General features: G+C 59.5%; 12 protein-coding genes, 1 tRNA gene and 2 pseudogenes. 14 read left to right on the top strand and 1 reads right to left on the bottom strand.

Annotated elements, in window-relative coordinates; genetic code table 11:
* Positions 1-5: 5 nt before the first annotated feature.
* The 5 genes and pseudogenes from xdhB (at position 6) to AC0L7P_RS01180 (ending at position 6,611) form a co-directional block, all read left to right on the top strand.
* Positions 6-2,338, top strand: a pseudogene (gene xdhB / locus AC0L7P_RS01200) (xanthine dehydrogenase molybdopterin binding subunit).
* Positions 2,339-2,436: 98 nt separating this feature from the next.
* Positions 2,437-3,156, top strand: coding sequence for a xanthine dehydrogenase accessory protein XdhC (xdhC, locus tag AC0L7P_RS01195; RefSeq protein ID WP_473434135.1), 720 nt, complete (start codon positions 2,437-2,439; stop codon positions 3,154-3,156).
* A gap of 72 nt (positions 3,157-3,228) precedes the next feature.
* Complete coding sequence (locus AC0L7P_RS01190) at positions 3,229-4,830, top strand: xanthine/uracil/vitamin C permease (RefSeq protein WP_473434134.1); 1,602 nt, start codon at positions 3,229-3,231, stop codon at positions 4,828-4,830.
* 60 nt (positions 4,831-4,890) lie between these two features.
* Positions 4,891-6,192 (top strand): guanine deaminase, encoded by a 1,302-nt coding sequence (gene guaD, locus AC0L7P_RS01185; RefSeq protein ID WP_473434133.1) that lies wholly within the window; start codon positions 4,891-4,893, stop codon positions 6,190-6,192.
* Positions 6,189-6,611, top strand: coding sequence for a GlcG/HbpS family heme-binding protein (locus AC0L7P_RS01180; protein ID WP_473434132.1), 423 nt, complete (start codon positions 6,189-6,191; stop codon positions 6,609-6,611). The genes guaD and AC0L7P_RS01180 overlap by 4 nt, the downstream gene beginning before the upstream one ends.
* Before the next feature lie 148 nt (positions 6,612-6,759).
* On the opposite strand, the gene AC0L7P_RS01175 is transcribed toward AC0L7P_RS01180, so the two are convergent.
* A tRNA-Trp gene (locus tag AC0L7P_RS01175) sits at positions 6,760-6,835 on the bottom strand.
* Positions 6,836-6,934: 99 nt separating this feature from the next.
* Here AC0L7P_RS01175 and AC0L7P_RS01170 point away from each other — a divergent pair.
* From AC0L7P_RS01170 to rpoC, 9 genes and pseudogenes are all read left to right on the top strand, one after another.
* Complete coding sequence (locus AC0L7P_RS01170; protein WP_473434131.1) at positions 6,935-7,087, top strand: hypothetical protein; 153 nt, start codon at positions 6,935-6,937, stop codon at positions 7,085-7,087.
* Positions 7,088-7,182: 95 nt separating this feature from the next.
* Positions 7,183-7,383 (top strand): preprotein translocase subunit SecE, encoded by a 201-nt coding sequence (gene secE / locus AC0L7P_RS01165; RefSeq protein WP_473434130.1) that lies wholly within the window; start codon positions 7,183-7,185, stop codon positions 7,381-7,383.
* 168 nt (positions 7,384-7,551) lie between these two features.
* Entirely contained in the window at positions 7,552-8,085 is a 534-nt protein-coding gene (nusG, locus tag AC0L7P_RS01160; RefSeq protein WP_473434129.1) for a transcription termination/antitermination protein NusG, read from the top strand.
* 124 nt (positions 8,086-8,209) lie between these two features.
* Positions 8,210-8,659 (top strand): 50S ribosomal protein L11, encoded by a 450-nt coding sequence (rplK, locus tag AC0L7P_RS01155; protein WP_473434128.1) that lies wholly within the window; start codon positions 8,210-8,212, stop codon positions 8,657-8,659.
* Between the two features lies 1 nt (position 8,660).
* Positions 8,661-9,359 carry a 50S ribosomal protein L1 gene (gene rplA / locus AC0L7P_RS01150; RefSeq protein WP_473434127.1) on the top strand — a complete coding sequence of 233 codons (699 nt, stop codon included), beginning with the start codon at positions 8,661-8,663 and terminating at the stop codon, positions 9,357-9,359.
* Between the two features lie 239 nt (positions 9,360-9,598).
* Entirely contained in the window at positions 9,599-10,117 is a 519-nt protein-coding gene (gene rplJ / locus AC0L7P_RS01145) for a 50S ribosomal protein L10 (protein WP_473434126.1), read from the top strand.
* A 69-nt stretch (positions 10,118-10,186) separates the two neighbouring features.
* Positions 10,187-10,564: a 50S ribosomal protein L7/L12 gene (rplL, locus tag AC0L7P_RS01140; protein WP_473434125.1), complete on the top strand. Its 378-nt coding sequence runs from the start codon at positions 10,187-10,189 to the stop codon at positions 10,562-10,564.
* A 299-nt stretch (positions 10,565-10,863) separates the two neighbouring features.
* A complete protein-coding gene (gene rpoB / locus AC0L7P_RS01135; RefSeq protein WP_473434124.1) occupies positions 10,864-15,006 on the top strand; it encodes a DNA-directed RNA polymerase subunit beta in 4,143 nt (1,380 codons plus the stop codon).
* A gap of 54 nt (positions 15,007-15,060) precedes the next feature.
* Positions 15,061-19,303, top strand: a pseudogene (gene rpoC / locus AC0L7P_RS01130) (DNA-directed RNA polymerase subunit beta').
* The last annotated feature ends 51 nt before the right edge of the window (positions 19,304-19,354 follow it).

The following is a 19,354-nucleotide window of genomic DNA, read 5'->3' as shown; positions in this document are numbered from 1 at the left end:
TGCAAATGAAAACCGACAAAATCGTGCCGGCCGCTGAGGTGATCAAGGGCGGCGTTCACAGTGACCTGCACCACGAAAGCGCGATCAAACACGTCACCGGGCGCGCGGATTATTGTGACGACATCCCAGAGCCAGCCGGCACGCTGCACGCTTATCTTGGGCTGTCCACCCGCGCCCACGCATTGATCCGCGATCTTGATCTGAGTGCGGTGCGCGCCGCGCCGGGCGTTGTTGGCGTTCTGACTGCCGGGGATATTCCCGGGGTCAACGATGTCAGCCCGACGGGGTTGGATGATGAGCCGGTCCTTGCAACCGACAAGGTGGAATTCTGGGGCCAGCCGATGTTCGCGGTCGTTGCCGAAACCCGCGATGCGGCCCGCCGTGCGGCGAAGCTGGCCAAGGTCACTTACGAAGACCTGCCTTTCGCGCTTGACCCGGAAGCGGCGCAAGCGGCCAATATGGGCTATGTGACGCCGCCCCTGACGCTGAAGCGTGGTCAGGCGGAACAGGCCATGGCGAAAGCCAAACACCGGGTCAAGGGCAAGCTGCGCCTTGGCGGCCAGGATCACCTGTATCTTGAGGGGCATATCGCCTTTGCCATCCCCGGTGAAGACGACGATGTGATGGTTCATTCGTCAACCCAGCATCCGTCCGAGGCCCAGCACATGGTCGCCCATGTTCTTGGGGTGCCGTCCAACGCCGTCACCGTGAACGTGCGCCGCATGGGCGGCGGTTTTGGCGGCAAGGAAACCCAGATGAGCCTGTTTTGCGCCGTCGCTGCCATTGGTGCGAAGAAATGGAACCGCGCTGTCAAAATCCGCCCGGACCGCGATGATGATATGACGGCCACGGGAAAACGCCATGATTTCGTGATTGATTACGAAGTGGGCTTTGATGACGATGGCCGGATTGAAGCGGTGTCCGGTGATTTTGCGGCGCGCTGCGGCTTTTCCTCGGATCTGTCCGGCCCGGTCACGGATCGGGCGCTGTTTCACGCGGATAACGCCTATTACTATCCCAACGTTCTTTTGCATTCGCATCCGATGAAGACGAACACCGTGTCCAACACCGCCTTTCGCGGTTTTGGCGGCCCGCAGGGCGTGGTCGCGGCAGAACGGATCATGGAGGAAATCGCCTATCATCGCGGTGTCGATACCCTGGAAATCCGCAAACGCAATTTCTATGGTGACGACGGGCGCAACGTTACGCCCTATCATCAGACCGTCGAAGACAACATCGCGCCCCGGATCGTGCAGGAGCTGGAAGAAAACGCCGACTATCAGGCGCGCCGGCGCGCGGTTCTCGACTGGAACGCCGCTGGTGGGATCATCCGCAAGGGTATTGCGCTTACGCCGGTAAAGTTCGGGATTTCGTTCACGGCCACATGGTATAATCAGGCCGGCGCCTTGCTGCATATCTATTCCGATGGGTCGATCCAGTTGAACCACGGCGGCACCGAAATGGGGCAGGGGCTGAACACCAAGGTCGCGCAGGTGGTCGCGGACGAACTTCAGGTCGATGTGGACAAGATCAAGATCACCAGAACCACGACGGAAAAGGTGCCGAATACCTCGGCCACGGCTGCGTCGTCCGGGTCTGACCTGAACGGCATGGCGGCGCAGGATGCCGCGCTTCAGATCAAGCGGCGCCTTGTCGATTTTGCCGCCGAACGCTGGCAGACCGAGGTGGGCAATGTCCGATTTGTCGCGAATGCGGTGCAGGTGGGGGATGAGGTCATTCCCTTTGCCGACTTTATCAAACAGGCCTATATGGCGCGGATTCAGCTTTCGGCGGCTGGATTTTACAAAACCCCGAAAATTCACTGGGATCGTGCCACGGGCAAGGGGCGGCCGTTTTATTATTATGCCTATGGTGCGGCCTGTTCCGAGGTGTCGGTCGATACCCTGACTGGCGAATACCGGGTGGAACGCACGGATATTCTGCATGACGTCGGGCGTTCGCTGAATCCGATCATCGACAAGGGCCAGATCGAGGGGGCGTTTGTTCAGGGCATGGGATGGCTGACCACGGAAGAGCTGTGGTGGGACAAGCAGGGCCAGTTGCGCACCCATGCGCCCTCGACCTATAAAATCCCGCTTGCCTCGGATCGTCCGCGTGTTTTCAACGTGGCTTTGGCTGATTGGTCGGAAAACCGGGAAAACACTGTCAAACGGTCAAAGGCCGTGGGGGAACCCCGTTCATGCTGGGTATTTCGGTGTTTGAGGCGCTGTCTCATGCCGTGGCCAGCGTCGGGGATTACAAGACATGCCCAAGGCTGGACGCGCCCGCAACGCCGGAACGTGTCTTGCTGGCCATCGAGCGGCTGCGGCAGGCCTGAGCGATGTCGCTTTTCGCGTTTCTGGATACTCAGCCTGCGGTGATTCACGTGCGCCTGACAGTCGTGCGCGGATCATCCCCCGCGAGGCGGGGGCCGAGATGTTCGTCGCGCCCGATGGGTTGCACGGAACAATCGGCGGCGGCCAGTTGGAATATATGGCAATCGACAAGGCGCGGGTGATGCTGCGCTCTGGTGCTGTTTCGGAAGATATGGATGTGCCCCTTGGCCCCGAAATTGGCCAATGTTGCGGCGGGCGCGTTGAATTGCGGCTGATCCGCATGGGCGCCGAGGATCGCACCGCGACCTGCGCCGCTGAACAGGCCCGCATTTCCGCTTTGCCCCATGTTTATGTGCTGGGCGCTGGTCATGTGGGGCGGGCGCTGGCCGTGTTTTTTCAGGCTCTGCCCGTGCGTTGCATTGTGATCGACAGCCGGGCGAATGAACTTGGGTTGGTAGCGGCGGATGTTGAGAAACGCCTGTCCGCGCTGCCCGAGGCCGACATTCGAAACGCGCCGCCGGGCAGTGCGTTCATTGTTCTGACCCACGATCACGCGCTTGATTTCCTGCTGACCGCCGAGGCGCTGGCGCGCAGGGATGCGGCCTATGTCGGGTTGATCGGCTCTGCCACCAAACGTGTGCGGTTTGAGCGGTTCTGCAAAAGCGAGGCGCCAAACGCGGCAATCGCGCAATTGACCTGCCCCATCGGAGCAGGAGGCAGCGCCGACAAGCGGCCCGAGGTGATCGCCGCCTTTGTCGTGGCCGAAGTCATGGCCCGGCTTACCACACCTGCAATTCAGCCAACTGAGCCTGCCGAATAACGGCACACCATCCCGCGCAACCGCCTGAGGAGGGGCGGCGCAGGATGTGACATACCAAGGGAGGGACCCCCAATGTCAGACGCGACCCATAGTTACAAAATGTTCACAAGGAGCGATTTCAGCGCCTTTTGGGCGCTGTTTACCGACAACCTTGTCAATCTGCTGATCCTTTCGGGGGTCTGTCAGTTCGTGTTTCAGATGCCCGCCGAAATCGTGTTTGGCCGCATCGTTCCGGGGGCGGCAATCGCCATTCTCGCCGGGGTGGTCGTTTATACCTATATGGCGAAATGGGCCGCCAAAAAGTATGGCAAGGACGTAACCGCCCTGCCTTACGGTATCTCGACGCCGGTGATGTTCGTTTATCTTTTCGGCGTGATCGGCCCGATCTATTGGGCGACGCAAGACCCGCTTCTGGCCTGGCAGGTTGGCATTGGGGCCGGTTTCATGGGCGGTATCGTCGCGGCCCTTGGTGCGCTCGTCGGTCCCTATCTGAAACGGATCACCCCGCGCGCCGGGATGCTGGGCACCCTTTGCGGTATTGCACTGGTGTTTATCGGCTCGGTGCCCTTGGCCGAGATTTTTGAACATCCGATCATCGGGTTTACCTCGCTGCTGTTCATTCTCTGGGGGCTGATTGGCCGGTTCCGCCTGCCGGGCAATATTCCTGCCGGGTTGGTTGCCATCGGCGCCGGGACAATCATTGCGATTTTTCTGGGCGAATCCACGTTTGACGTCAGTGGCATCGGGTTCTATCCGCCGGTGCCGTATTTCGGTGATATGATCGCGGGCATTCAATACCTGTTCGGCAACCCCGAATTGTTCCTCGTGCTGATCCCCGTGCAAATCTATAACTTCATCGAAACCATGAACAACGTCGAATCCGCCGAAGCGGCGGGCGACAGTTATCCGGTGGGTGTCTGTCAGGTGACCGATGGTGTGGGCACGATGATCGGCGCGCTGTTCGGTTCGCCCTTTCCAACAACGGTTTACATCGGTCACCCGGCTTACAAGCGTCTTGATGCCCATGCGGGATATATCGTTGGCGTGGCTGTCGTCATTGGCGCCGCCGCGTTCCTTGGGTTCCTGTCGTTCCTTGCGGGGCTGATCCCGATTGCCGCCGCTGCGCCGGTTCTCGTGTTCGTTTCCGTCAGCCTGATCACCAATACCGCCTTTGCAGTAAAGCCCGCGCATATGGCCGCCGTTTCCTTTGCGATCCTGCCGCATATTTCGGAATTCCTTATGACAAAGTGGGGGTCATTGATGAATGCCCTGCGCAACACGGGGGTTGAGGGCCTGCCGTCGCTGGGAGATTCCGCTTTGACACAGGCGTTGTTGCAGGAAGGCGCCCATTACGAGGGCCACCTTGCGCTCAGCCAGGGGGCGATTTTGACCGGGCTGATCTGGGGCGCGATCGTGGCCGATGTCATCGACGGGCGGTTCCGCACTGCGGGCGGCTTTGCGGTGGCCGCTGCCGTGATGTCATCGGTGGGGATCATCCATTCGTTTACCCTGCAAATGCCGCAGCTTGACGGCATTACGATCGGTTACCTGATCGTTGGCGCGTTCCTTTACTTTTACCCGATGTTTGCCCCGAAAGAGGATCTGGAGCATCGGATCATTGTTCCCGACGAACCCGATTTCATCGACGACAATACGCCGGCACAAACCGTCTGACGTATCAGCCGGGGCGCCCATCCCGGGCCGCCCCGGCCCCATTCACCAAAGAGGCATACCATGACCGACACGCTGTTGCGGGGGCGTCTTTTGACGTTCCATCACGAACCAACGGATGGGGACGATACCGACGCCTATACCTATCTGGAAGACGGGGCGCTGTTGATCCGGGACGGGATGATCGTTGCCAGCGGTGATTTCGCTGATGTGGTCCCCACGGCCCCCGACGCCCCCGTCACCGATCATCGTCCGCACCTGATGATGGCCGGGTTCATCGACACCCATATTCATTTTCCACAGGTTCAGATCGTGGCAAGCTGGGGCAGCCAGCTTTTGGACTGGCTGAACGGCTATACCTTTCCGGCAGAGGCCGAATATGCCAACGCACAACATGCCCGGGCGATGGCAGGGCGGTTCTGCACCCTGCTCAGCGATCACGGCACCACCACCGCTGTTGCCTATTGTTCGGTTCACAAGGCCTCGGCCGAGGCATTTTTTGCCGAGGCCGAGGCCCGCAACATGCGCATGATCGGCGGCAAGGTGATGATGGATCGCAACGCCCCCGATGGGGTGCTTGACACGGCGCAATCGGGATATGACGACAGCAAGCAATTGATTGCAGATTGGCACGGCAAGGGGCGCGCGTCCTATGCGATTACCCCGCGATTTGCGATCACTTCGACACCGGAGCAGATGGAAATGGCCGGCGCGCTCGCCGCTGAACACCCCGAATGCTATGTTCAGACCCACCTGTCAGAGAACCTCGCCGAGATCGCCTTTACCGCCGAACTGTATCCGGCGGCGCGCGATTACCTTGACGTTTACGAAGGTTTTGGCCTGCTTGGGGCGCGCACTTTGCTGGGGCATGCCATCCATCTCAAGGATCGGGAAATTCAGGCGCTGGCGGATACCGGCTCTCACCCGGTGTTCTGCCCCACGTCGAACCTGTTTCTGGGCAGCGGCCTGTTTGACGATGCCGGATTGCGCGGGCGCGGTGTGACCAGCGGCATTGCCACGGATATCGGGGGCGGAACCAGCTATTCCATGCTCCAGACCTTGAACGAGGGTTACAAGGTTCTGCAACTGCAAGACCAGAAATTGCACGCCCTGCGCGCGTTCCACTGGATCACCCGTGGCAATGCCGAGGTTTTGGGTATGGCTGACAAGATCGGAACGCTGGATGTTGGAAGCGAGGCTGATATTGTTGTTCTGAATTCACATGCTACACCGGCCATGGCCCTGCGGATGGGCCGGGCCGAAACCCTGACAGAAGAATTGTTCGTGCTTCAGATGATGGGCGATGATCGCGCCATCGCACAGACATATGTGGCTGGAACACCCCAGAAAGGACAAATGACATGATGACATTCACCCGGCTTGACGCCGCCGATGCCGACACCCTGATTGCCGGAGCGGCGGCCCATGCGGTTGAAATCGGCGTGCCCATGTGTATCGCGATCACCGATGAAAGCGGCCAGCTCATCGCGTTCCGGCGTATGGATGGCGGCAAGGTGACATCGACAACCATCGCCATAGACAAGGCCTTTACCGCAGCCGGCGCCAAGAAAGCGACCCATGACTATGGCACCGCCAGCCAGCCGGGCGCACCCGCCTATGGCATCGCATCGGCCATTGGCGGGCGGTTGATGGTGGTTGGCGGCGGCTTGCCGGTGATTGTCAACGGCGAGGTCGTCGGCGGTATCGGGGTCAGTTCAGGCACCCCGGATCAGGATCGGGCCGTCGCCCAGGCCGGGATCGACGCCTTTCTCGGCCAAGTCTGAAATTATGGTGTGGTGAATACCCCCGGGCGGCCCCTGTCGCCCGGGGGCCGATTCTATCTGAAACAGCGTGAATGCCGGAAACCGGGATTCGCCGGACGGCGTTTCTGATCAATTTGCAGGAATGTCGCTGGAAACACCTGATTTGGGCTGGCAGGGGCTAGGGGACTCGAACCCATGACCCTCGGTTTTGGAGACCGATGCTCTACCAACTGAGCTAAACCCCTGTGCCGGGGCCGTGGGTAAGGCCATTCGCCAGGGAAATCAAGGCAGGAATTCAAGGAGAACCGAAGGGATTTGAAAAGCCGGTCATTCAGCTCCCTTTGATGACTGGCGACGGGGCCTTTTTCTCTGCGCGAATCGGGGTGGCGCAGATCGACGGGATCAGCGATGGCGGCGTGTTTGCCGCCATCCGCCCCGCCATGGCTCATTGGGGCCGGCCATGCTGTCGCCCCATTGATCGGAATGCCACGGGCTGAGGTTTACAGGGGATATCCCGATCAAATTGGAAGTTGGGGCTTGATTACCCGGGGTCGGATGTGCAAGTCCCACCCATCACGCAAGGAACCCATCTATGGCCACCAAGACCAATCCGCTTCAGTTCATTCAGCAGGTACGTGCCGAAATCGCCAAGGTCGTCTGGCCAAGCCGGCGCGAGGTGGTGCTGACCACCGTGATGGTGTTCATCATGGCGACGCTGACCGCGACGTTTTTCTTTCTTGTGGATCTGTTGATCCGCACCGGGCTTCAGGCTGTATTGGGCATGTTTGGCTGAAAACGCCTTGAACCCTTGGCGCAACGGCGTTAAGCGATGCTGCGATCCCCACTATTGGCGTGCCTCGATTCGCAAGGCGCGCCGATTTTTATTGGGGCAGGGCGGGTAATCGCCTGAAACGAAAGACAGTTCCGGCACGGTCCGGCGATACGGAAGGGCGATGGCAACATGGCGAAGCGTTGGTATTCGGTGAGCGTGCTCTCGAATTTCGAAAAGAAAATCGCCGAACAGATTCGCACTGAGGTGATCGAGAAGGGTCTCGAGGAAGAGATCGAAGAAGTTCTTGTTCCCACCGAAGAAGTGATCGAAGTGCGGCGCGGCAAAAAGGTGCCGACCGAACGGCGGTTCATGCCCGGTTATGTTCTGGTGCGTATGGAAATGTCGGATCAGGGCTATCACCTGATCAACTCGATCAACCGCGTGACGGGGTTTCTTGGCCCCCAGGGGCGCCCGATGCCCATGCGCGACGCCGAGGTGAACCAGATCCTCAACCGTGTTGAGGAAAATGAAAACGCGCCGCGCACCCTGATTTCCTTTGAGATCGGTGAAAAGGTGGCGGTCACCGACGGGCCGTTTGAGGGCTTTGAGGGCATGGTCGACAGTGTCGATGATGAACACCAGCGACTCAAGGTGACGGTGTCGATCTTTGGCCGGGCCACCCCGGTCGAGCTGGAATTTACGCAGGTTTCGAAAGAAATCTGACGTCAACCGTGGAAGGCGCGGGGCCGCGGCCCCTGACCGGACCACGACAACCCAAGATCAAGGGGCGCGCCCTGCGGTCGTTGTTGGACGGGTTTCGATCCGTTCGTGACAAAGGAGAGGCCAGATGGCCAAGAAGAAAGTCGGCAGCCTGAAGCTGCAAATCAAGGCGGGTCAAGCCAACCCAAGCCCACCCGTCGGCCCCGCACTGGGCCAGCGCGGCATCAACATCATGGAATTCTGCAAGGCATTCAACGCCAAGACCCAGGAGATGGAGCCGGGCGCCCCTTGCCCGACGGTCATCACCTATTTTCAGGACAAGTCGTTCACGATGGAGATCAAGACTCCGCCGGCGTCCTACTATCTGAAAAAAGCTGCCGGTCTCAAGCCTGTCGGCAAGCGCGCGCGCCCACAGGGATCGCCCAAGCCGGGCCGTGACATTGTGGCCAGCGTCACTGTCAAGCAGGTGCGCGAGATCGCCGAAGCGAAGATGAAAGATCTGAGCGCAACGGATGTCGAAGCCGCCATGAAGATCATCGTTGGCTCTGCCAACTCCATGGGCATCGAGGTGAAGTAAGATGGCAAAACTCGGAAAACGCATCCGCGCCGCCCGCGAAGCTGTTGCTGGCAAGGCCAATCTGACCGTTGAAGATGCGGTCAAGCTGGTCAAATCCAACGCCACCGCGAAGTTTGATGAAACCATCGAGATTTCCCTGAACCTGGGTGTCGATCCGCGCCACGCCGACCAGATGGTCCGCGGCACGGTGAACCTGCCCAACGGCACCGGCAAGACGGTGCGCGTTGCGGTGTTCGCCCGTGGCGCCAAGGCCGATGAGGCCACGGCAGCCGGGGCCGATATCGTCGGCGCCGAGGATCTGATGGAAGCGATCCAGGGCGGCAAGATCGATTTTGACCGCTGCATCGCCACGCCCGACATGATGCCGGTCGTTGGTCGTCTTGGCAAAATCCTTGGTCCGCGCAACCTGATGCCGAACCCGAAAATCGGGACGGTGACCATGGATGTGAAAGAGGCGGTTGACGCCGCCAAGGGTGGTCAGGTTCAGTTCAAGGCCGAAAAGGCCGGTGTGGTGCACGCCGGTGTCGGCAAGGCATCGTTCGATGAGGCCAAGCTGGTTGAAAACGTGCGCGCCTTTGTCGACGCCGTGAGCAAGGCCAAGCCAACCGGCGCCAAGGGCACCTATATGATGGCGGTGAACCTCACCTCGTCGATGGGCCCCGGCGTAACTGTTGACGTTGCCAACGCAACGGGTAACTAAGCGAGATCTGGCAGAGAAGTCTGCCGATGGCAGGGCCGCAAGGCCCTGTCCTGTCCGAGACGGAGGGTGGGCCGAAGGGCCGTTAAATCCTTCCTGAGATGGGAAGCGAGACGAACTTTCAGAGGGATTTTCCCTCGGGCGGTTTTGGCCTCGGGACCCTGAAACGGACCCGACCCTCGGCATTCGCCGGGGTAAATGAGAGCCGGAGGGGGAGACTCTTCCAAACTTGGAGTGAAACTGTGGATAGAGCCCAGAAAGAGAAAGTGGTCGAGGAACTCGGCCAGATCTTTGAAAGCTCTGGCGTCGTTGTGGTTGCCCACTACGCCGGTCTGACAGTTGCCGAGATGCAGGATCTGCGCGCGCGTATGCGTGAAGCAGGCGGGTCCGTGCGTGTTGCCAAGAACAAGCTCGCCAAGATCGCCCTTGAGGGATCAGATTCGGCCGCAATGGCCGATCTGCTCACGGGCATGACCGTTCTGTCCTATTCCGAAGACCCCGTGGCAGCAGCCAAGGTGGCGGACGAATATGCCAAAGGGAATCAAAAGTTTCAGATTCTCGGCGGTAGCATGGGTGGAACGGCTCTGGATACTGCCGGTGTCAAAGCCGTCGCTGCAATGCCCTCACGTGATGAGCTTATCGCTTCGATCGTGTCGTGCATCGGGGCGCCTGCCAGCAACATCGCCGGGGCCATTGGCGCGCCAGCAAGCAATATCGCAAGCATCCTCTCGACCATCGAGGAGCGCGGCGAAGCCGCGTAAGCAACATGTCAATCGGCGTGGGGTTGTCAAAACGCACGTTGGAACACATCTGAAAGAACGGAAAGCAAAATGGCTGATCTGAAAAAACTGGCTGAAGAGATCGTGGGTCTGACCCTTCTCGAAGCACAAGAACTGAAAACCATCCTCAAGGATGAGTATGGCATCGAGCCTGCCGCAGGCGGCGCTGTGATGATGGCTGGCCCTGCTGATGCGGGCGGCGCGGCTGCCGAAGAGCAGACCGAATTTGACGTGATCCTGAAATCTGCCGGTGCGCAGAAGATCAACGTCATCAAAGAGGTGCGCGGCATCACCGGTCTGGGCCTGAAAGAAGCCAAGGATCTGGTCGAAGCTGGCGGCAAGGCTGTCAAGGAGCAGGTTTCGAAAGCCGAAGCCGAAGAGATCAAGGGCAAGCTGGAAGCAGCTGGCGCCGAAGTCGAACTCAAGTAATCCGGTCGCACCGGATCGCTTATCGGTCCTTGCGTCCCTCTGCGCTGTGGTTACCCGCAGCGAGAAGGGACGCAAGGACCGCCGAGCGCCAGAACAACGGCTGGCTCCGAAGTGTTTTCGGGGCCAGCCGCCCGCGTCTTGGGAAGGGCTGTGCGCCACAGTCTTTCCCAAGCCGCGGTTCAGGATCGGGAGGTCGCCTGTGGGAAGGCGGCCAGGTATTGATCTGAACAAGAGCTTTCGTGAGGGCCATCCGCCGCCGCCCACCGGTGGATTGCCCGCGAAAAGAAAGGTGACGCCACATGGCATCGACATTCCTCGGCCAGAAACGCCTGCGCAAGTACTACGGCAAGATCCGCGAAGTTCTTGAAATGCCGAACCTCATCGAGGTTCAGAAATCTTCTTACGACCTGTTCCTGCGGTCGGGTGATCAACCCGAACCGATGGACGGCGAAGGTATCAAGGGCGTGTTCCAATCGGTTTTCCCGATCAAGGACTTTAACGAAACCGCTGTTCTTGAATTCGTCAAGTACGAGCTGGAAAAGCCCAAGTACGACGTCGAGGAATGCCAGCAGCGCGACATGACCTACAGCGCGCCGCTCAAGGTGACGCTGCGTCTGATCGTGTTCGATGTGGATGAGGATACCGGCGCCAAGTCGGTCAAGGACATCAAGGAACAGGACGTGTTCATGGGCGATATGCCCCTGATGACCCACAACGGCACGTTCATCGTCAACGGCACAGAGCGGGTAATCGTTTCCCAGATGCACCGCTCTCCGGGGGTGTTCTTTGACCACGACAAGGGCAAGACGCACAGCTCGGGCAAATTGCTGTTCGCCTGCCGGATCATTCCCTATCGCGGCTCCTGGCTCGACTTTGAATTCGACGCCAAGGATATCGTATTCTGCCGGATCGACCGTCGCCGCAAATTGCCGGTGACGACCCTGCTCTATGCTCTCGGGCTGGATCAGGAAGCGATCATGGACGCTTACTATGATACCGTTACGTTCAAGCTGGAAAAGAACAAGGGTTGGGTGACCAAGTTCTTCCCCGAGCGCGCACGCGGCACCCGGCCGGGGCACGATCTGGTGGATGCGGCCACCGGCGAGGTTATCGCCGAGGCAGGCAAGAAAATTACACCCCGCGCGGTGAAAAAGCTAATCGATGAAGGTAAAGTTACCGATCTGCTGATCCCCTTCGATCAGATCATTGGCCGCTTTGTCGCCAAGGACATCATCAACGAAGAAACCGGCGCGATCTATGCCGAGGCCGGCGATGAACTGACCTGGGAGCTGGACAAGGCCGGTGAAGTGACCGGCGGCACGCTTTATGAGCTGATTGAGGCCGGGATCACCGAAATTCCCTGCCTTGACATCGACAACATCAACCATGGGCCGTACATGCGCAACACCATGGCGGTCGACAAGAACATGGGCCGCGACACCGCGCTCATGGATATCTATCGCGTCATGCGCCCGGGCGAGCCGCCCACCGTCGAGGCCGCGTCAAACCTGTTCGACACCCTGTTCTTTGATTCCGAGCGTTACGATCTGAGCGCCGTGGGGCGGGTGAAAATGAACATGCGCCTGAATCTTGATGCCGAAGACACCCAGCGCACCCTGCGCCGGGAAGATATCGTCGCCTGTATCAAGGCCCTGAACGACCTGCGCGACGGGCGTGGCGACATCGACGATATCGACCACCTTGGCAACCGCCGGGTGCGCTCGGTTGGTGAGCTGATGGAAAATCAGTATCGCGTTGGCCTGCTGCGTATGGAGCGTGCGATCAAAGAGCGGATGTCATCGGTCGAGATTGACACCGTGATGCCGCAAGACCTGATCAATGCCAAACCTGCCGCCGCCGCCGTGCGCGAATTCTTTGGCAGCTCGCAATTGTCGCAGTTCATGGATCAGACGAACCCCCTGTCCGAAGTGACGCACAAGCGCCGCCTGTCGGCCCTTGGGCCGGGCGGTCTGACCCGCGAACGCGCCGGTTTCGAAGTGCGTGACGTTCACCCTACCCACTATGGCCGGATGTGCCCGATCGAAACACCGGAAGGGCCGAACATTGGTCTTATCAACTCGCTGGCCACCTTTGCCCGCGTGAACAAATACGGCTTTATCGAAACCCCTTACCGGGTGGTCACAGACGGACAGGTGACCGACGAAGTTCATTACATGTCGGCCACCGAGGAAATGCGCCACACTGTGGCCCAGGCCAACGCCAATCTGGACGAAAACGGCAAGTTCGTGAACGAACTGGTCAGCACCCGCCAGTCGGGCGATTACATGCTGGCGCCCAGCGAAAGCGTCGATCTGATCGACGTGTCGCCAAAACAGTTGGTTTCGGTTGCGGCCTCGCTGATTCCGTTCCTTGAAAATGACGATGCGAACCGCGCCCTTATGGGGTCGAACATGCAACGTCAGGCGGTTCCGCTGCTTCAGGCTCAGGCCCCCTTTGTGGGCACCGGCATTGAAGAAGTGGTTGCGCGCGATTCCGGCGCGGCCATCATGGCCCGTCGCGGTGGTGTGATTGACCAGGTGGATGCCACCCGGATCGTCGTGCGTGCCACCGAAGATCTGGAATTGGGCGACGCGGGCGTTGATATTTATCGTCTGCGCAAGTTCCAGCGTTCGAACCAGAACACCTGCATCAACCAGCGTCCGCTGGTGAAGGTGGGCGATCAGGTGCGGGGCGGCGAGGTGCTTGCCGATGGGCCCAGCACCGACATGGGCGAACTGGCCCTTGGCAAGAACGTCATGGTCGCCTTCATGCCGTGGAACGGCTATAACTATGAAGACTCGATCCTGATTTCCGAACGGATCACCCGCGATGACGTGTTTACCTCGATCCACATCGAGGAATTCGAGGTGGCGGCCCGCGATACCAAGCTTGGGCCAGAGGAAATCACCCGCGATATTCCCAACGTGGGCGAAGAGGCGCTGCGCAACCTTGATGAGGCGGGCATCGTCTATATCGGGGCCGAGGTCGGGCCAGCCGACATTCTGGTGGGCAAGATCACGCCAAAAGGCGAAAGCCCGATGACGCCGGAAGAAAAGCTGTTGCGCGCCATCTTTGGTGAAAAGGCTTCGGACGTGCGTGACACATCCCTGCGCCTGCCGCCGGGGGATTTCGGCACGATCGTCGAGGTGCGTGTATTCAACCGCCACGGTGTGGAGAAAGACGAACGCGCGCTTCAAATCGAACGTGAAGAGGTCGAGCGTCTGGCCCGCGACCGGGATGACGAGCTGACGATCCTTGAGCGCAACATCTATGCCCGTTTGCGCAGCATGATCGAAGGCCGCGAAGCGGTGAAAGGCCCCCGGGGCGTAAAGCCGGGCACGATGATCACCGCCGATCTGCTCGATAACGATCTGACCCGCGGTCAGTGGTGGCAGTTGGCCCTGGCGGAAGAGCAGGAAGCGGCGCAGGTCGAGGCGCTGAACGCCCAGTTCGACATTCAGAAAAAGGCGCTGGATGCGCGTTTTGAAGACAAGGTCGAAAAGGTGCGTCGTGGTGACGATCTGCCGCCGGGCGTGATGAAGATGGTCAAGGTGTTCGTCGCGGTGAAGCGCAAGCTGCAACCGGGCGACAAGATGGCCGGTCGTCACGGCAACAAGGGTGTGATTTCGCGCGTTGTTCCGATGGAGGACATGCCGTTCCTCGAAGATGGAACGCCGGTCGATTTCGTGCTGAACCCGCTGGGTGTGCCGTCGCGGATGAACGTCGGTCAGATCCTTGAAACCCACATGGGCTGGGCCGCGCGCGGTCTGGGCCTGAAGGTTGACGAGGCGCTGGACGAATACCGTCGCTCGGGCGATATGACCCCGGTGCGCGACGCGATGAAAATCGCATATGGCCAGAATGTGCATGATGAAGTGCTGCACGACATGGACGAGGCGCAGATGCTTGAGGCGGCGCAAAACGTGCGCCACGGGGTTCCGATTGCCACGCCGGTTTTCGACGGCGCGAAAGAGGCCGATGTGAACGACAGCCTGCGCCGTGCAGGGTTCGACACCTCGGGTCAGTCGCGCCTGTTCGATGGCCGCACAGGCGAGGAATTCGCGCGCAAGGTGACGGTGGGCATGAAATACCTGCTGAAACTGCACCACCTTGTAGATGACAAGATCCACGCACGTTCGACCGGTCCGTACAGCCTCGTCACGCAGCAGCCGCTGGGTGGTAAGGCACAGTTCGGCGGACAGCGTTTCGGTGAGATGGAGGTTTGGGCGCTTGAGGCTTACGGCGCCGCCTATACCTTGCAGGAAATGCTGACGGTCAAATCCGATGACGTTGCCGGGCGCACGAAAGTGTATGAAAGCATCGTCAAGGGCGAGGACAACTTTGAAGCCGGGGTGCCGGAATCCTTCAACGTTCTCGTCAAGGAAGTGCGCGGCCTCGGCCTGAACATGGAACTCCTGGATGCGGAGGAAGATGAGGAGTAGGGGTCAGCCCCCTATTCCCCTTCGCGCCCATTTCCCCTTTTCGTAAGGAAAAAGATGAACCAGGAACTCACAACCAACCCGTTCAACCCGCTTGCGGCCCCCAAGACGTTTGACGAGATCAAGATCTCGCTCGCGTCGCCCGAGCGGATTTTGTCGTGGTCGTTCGGTGAAATCAAAAAGCCGGAAACCATCAATTATCGCACGTTCAAGCCCGAGCGTGACGGTCTGTTCTGTGCCCGTATCTTTGGCCCGATCAAGGATTACGAATGCCTCTGCGGCAAATACAAGCGGATGAAGTATCGCGGCGTCGTCTGCGAAAAATGCGGTGTCGAAGTGACGCTGCAAAAGGTGCGCCGCGAACGCATGGGCCATATCGAACTGGCCTCGCCCGTCGCGCACATCTGGTTTCTCAAGTCGCTGCCCTCGCGCATCGGCCTGATGCTCGACATGACCCTGCGCGATCTTGAGCGGGTTCTGTATTTCGAAAACTATGTGGTGATCGAACCGGGCCTGACCGATCTGACCTATGGTCAGATGTTGAACGAAGAAGAGTTCATGGACGCCCAGGATGTCTATGGCATGGATGCGTTCACCGCCAACATCGGCGCCGAAGCGATCCGCGAAATGCTGTCGATGATCGACCTTGAAGCCGAGGCCGACCGCCTGCGCGAAGAGCTGAAAGAAGCGACGGGCGAATTGAAGCCCAAGAAGATCATCAAGCGCCTGAAGATCGTGGAATCCTTCCTTGAATCCGGCAACCGCCCGGAATGGATGATCCTCACCGTCGTGCCGGTGATCCCGCCCGAGTTGCGCCCGCTGGTGCCGCTGGATGGAGGCCGCTTTGCCACGTCTGACCTCAACGATCTGTATCGCCGGGTCATCAACCGCAACAACCGCCTCAAGCGGCTGATCGAATTGCGCGCGCCCGATATCATCGTGCGCAACGAAAAGCGGATGTTGCAGGAATCGGTCGATGCGCTGTTTGACAACGGCCGTCGTGGCCGGGTGATCACGGGGGCCAACAAACGCCCGCTGAAATCGCTGTCCGACATGCTGAAAGGCAAACAGGGCCGTTTCCGTCAGAACCTTTTGGGCAAGCGGGTCGATTTTTCGGGCCGTTCGGTGATTGTGACCGGGCCGGAACTGAAACTGCACCAGTGTGGTTTGCCGAAAAAGATGGCGCTGGAGCTGTTCAAGCCGTTCATCTATTCGCGGCTTGAGGCAAAGGGCCTGTCCTCCACCGTCAAACAGGCGAAAAAGCTGGTGGAAAAGGAACGCCCCGAGGTGTGGGACATCCTGGATGAGGTGATCCGCGAACACCCCGTCATGCTGAACCGGGCGCCCACGTTGCACCGTCTGGGTATTCAGGCGTTCGAACCCACGCTGATCGAAGGCAAGGCGATTCAGCTTCACCCGCTGGTCTGTTCCGCCTTCAACGCCGACTTTGACGGCGATCAAATGGCCGTTCACGTTCCGCTGAGCCTTGAGGCCCAGTTGGAAGCGCGCGTGCTGATGATGTCGACCAACAACGTGCTGTCGCCTGCCAACGGCGCGCCGATCATTGTGCCGTCACAGGATATGATCCTTGGCCTTTATTACATCACCATGCAGCGTGAGGGGATGAAGGGCGAGAACATGATCTTTTCGAACGTGGACGAGGTGCAGCATGCCCTTGACGCGGGCGAGGTGCATCTGCATGCCAAAATTCAGGCCCGTCTGCCGCAGATCGACGAGGAAGGTAACGAAGTGCTGATGCGCTTTGAAACCACCCCCGGCCGGGTGCGTCTGGGCGCGCTTTTGCCGCTGAATGCCAAGGCGCCGTTTGATCTGGTCAACCGTCTGTTGCGCAAGAAAGAAGTGCAGCAGGTGATTGATACCGTTTACCGGTATTGTGGCCAGAAGGAATCGGTCATCTTCTGCGATCAGATCATGACCATGGGTTTCCGCGAGGCGTTCAAGGCCGGGATTTCGTTCGGCAAGGACGACATGGTGATCCCTGACACCAAATGGCCGCTGGTTGGCGAAACCCGCGATCAGGTGAAGGATTTCGAACAGCAGTACATGGACGGCCTGATCACTCAGGGTGAAAAGTACAACAAGGTTGTCGATGCCTGGTCCAAATGTAACGACAAGGTCACCGAGGCGATGATGTCGACGATTTCGACCTCGGGGCACGACGAGAATGGTGCCGAAAACGAGCCGAACAGCGTTTACATGATGGCCCACTCGGGCGCGCGTGGTTCTGTCACCCAGATGAAGCAGCTGGGCGGGATGCGCGGCCTGATGGCCAAGCCGAACGGCGAAATCATCGAGACGCCGATCATCTCGAACTTCAAGGAAGGTCTGACCGTGTTGGAGTATTTCAACTCTACCCACGGTGCCCGTAAGGGTCTGTCGGATACCGCCTTGAAAACGGCGAACTCGGGGTATCTGACCCGTCGTCTGGTGGATGTTGCGCAGGATTGCATCGTGCGCCAGCACGATTGCGGCACCGAACGTGCTGTCACCGCCAAGGCCGCCGTCAATGATGGTGAGGTCGTGGCGTCTTTGGGCGAACGTGTTCTGGGCCGTGTCGCGGCCGAGGAACTGATCCGTCCGGGCACCGACGAAGTGATGGTCGCCAAAGGCGAGCTGATCGACGAACGTCGCGCCGACATGATCGAAACCTCGGGTCTGGCCACGGCGCGTCTGCGTTCGCCCTTGACCTGCGAGGCGGAAGAGGGCGTTTGCGCCCAGTGTTACGGGCGCGATCTGGCCCGTGGTACGCTGGTCAACCAGGGCGAGGCGGTGGGCATCATCGCCGCGCAATCCATCGGTGAACCCGGTACACAGCTTACAATGCGGACGTTCCACATTGGCGGCGTGGCCCAGGGTGGCCAGCAATCGTTCCAGGAAGCGGGACAGGAAGGCGTGGCCGAATTCCGCAACGCCAACCTGCTGACCAATGAGGCGGGCAATTCCGTTGTCATGGGCCGCAACATGGTTCTGGCGATCATGGATGAAAACGGCATCGAACTTTCCAACTTCAAGCTGGGCTATGGCACCACGGTGCATGTGGCCGAGGGCGCGAAAATCGCCCGCGGTGACAAGCTGTTCGAATGGGATCCTTACACCCTGCCGATCATCGCCGAAAAATCCGGCACGGCGCGGTTTGTCGATCTTATCACGGGCCTGTCGGTGCGTGACGATACCGATGATGCGACCGGCATGACCCAGAAGATCGTGACCGACTGGCGTTCCGCGCCGAAAGGCAATGAACTGAAGCCCGAAATCATCATCGTGGGGGAAGATGGCGAACCGATGCGCAACGATGCGGGCAATCCGGTGACCTATCCGATGTCTGTGGATGCCGTCCTGTCGATCGAGGAAGGCGCCACAGTCAAGGCTGGTGATGTGGTTGCACGTATCCCGCGCGAGGGTGCCAAAACCAAGGACATCACCGGTGGTCTGCCCCGTGTGGCCGAATTGTTCGAGGCGCGCCGCCCCAAGGACAACGCGATCATCGCGGAAATCAATGGTCACGTGAAATTTGGCAAGGACTACAAGAACAAGCGCCGCATCGCGATTGTTCCCGTCGAGGAAGACGGCGTTCCTGTCGAATACATGGTTCCCAAGGGCAAGCACATCCCGGTGGCCGAAGGCGATTTCGTCCAGAAGGGCGATTACATCATGGATGGCAACCCGGCGCCGCACGATATTCTTGCGGTTATGGGGGTCGAGGCTTTGGCCGATTACATGATCGACGAGGTGCAGGATGTGTATCGTCTGCAAGGCGTTAAGATCAACGACAAGCACATCGAGGTGATCGTGCGCCAGATGCTCCAGAAATGGGAAATTCTGGACAGCGGCGAAACCACGCTGCTGAAAGGCGAACATGTGGACAAGGCCGAATTCGACGAGGCCAACGAAAAGGCCGCCAAGAAGGGCGGGCGCGAGGCCAGAGGCGAACCAATCCTGTTGGGCATCACCAAGGCGTCGCTGCAAACCCGCAGCTTCATCTCGGCGGCGTCGTTCCAGGAAACCACCCGCGTGCTGACCGAGGCATCGGTGCAGGGCAAGCGTGACAAACTGGTCGGCCTGAAAGAAAACGTCATCGTCGGGCGTCTGATCCCGGCAGGCACAGGTGGGGCGACACAAAAAGTGCGCCGTATCGCCGCTGAACGTGATCTTAAAGTGCTGAAAGCGGCCCAGGCCGAAGCCGAAGCCGCCGCAGCACTGGCCGCGCCGTCAGAAGATGTCAGCGAGGATGTTTTTGACAGGCTCGCTGGTGATGACACCCGAAAGCCGCGACGAGTAATCATCGCCCGGTCTTCGGACAGGACAGATTGCAAAAAAGGGCCTCGCCAAC

The sequence above is a fragment of the Oceaniglobus sp. K40-3 genome (assembly GCF_055808395.1).
This window is presented reverse-complemented; position numbering and strand designations above follow the sequence as displayed.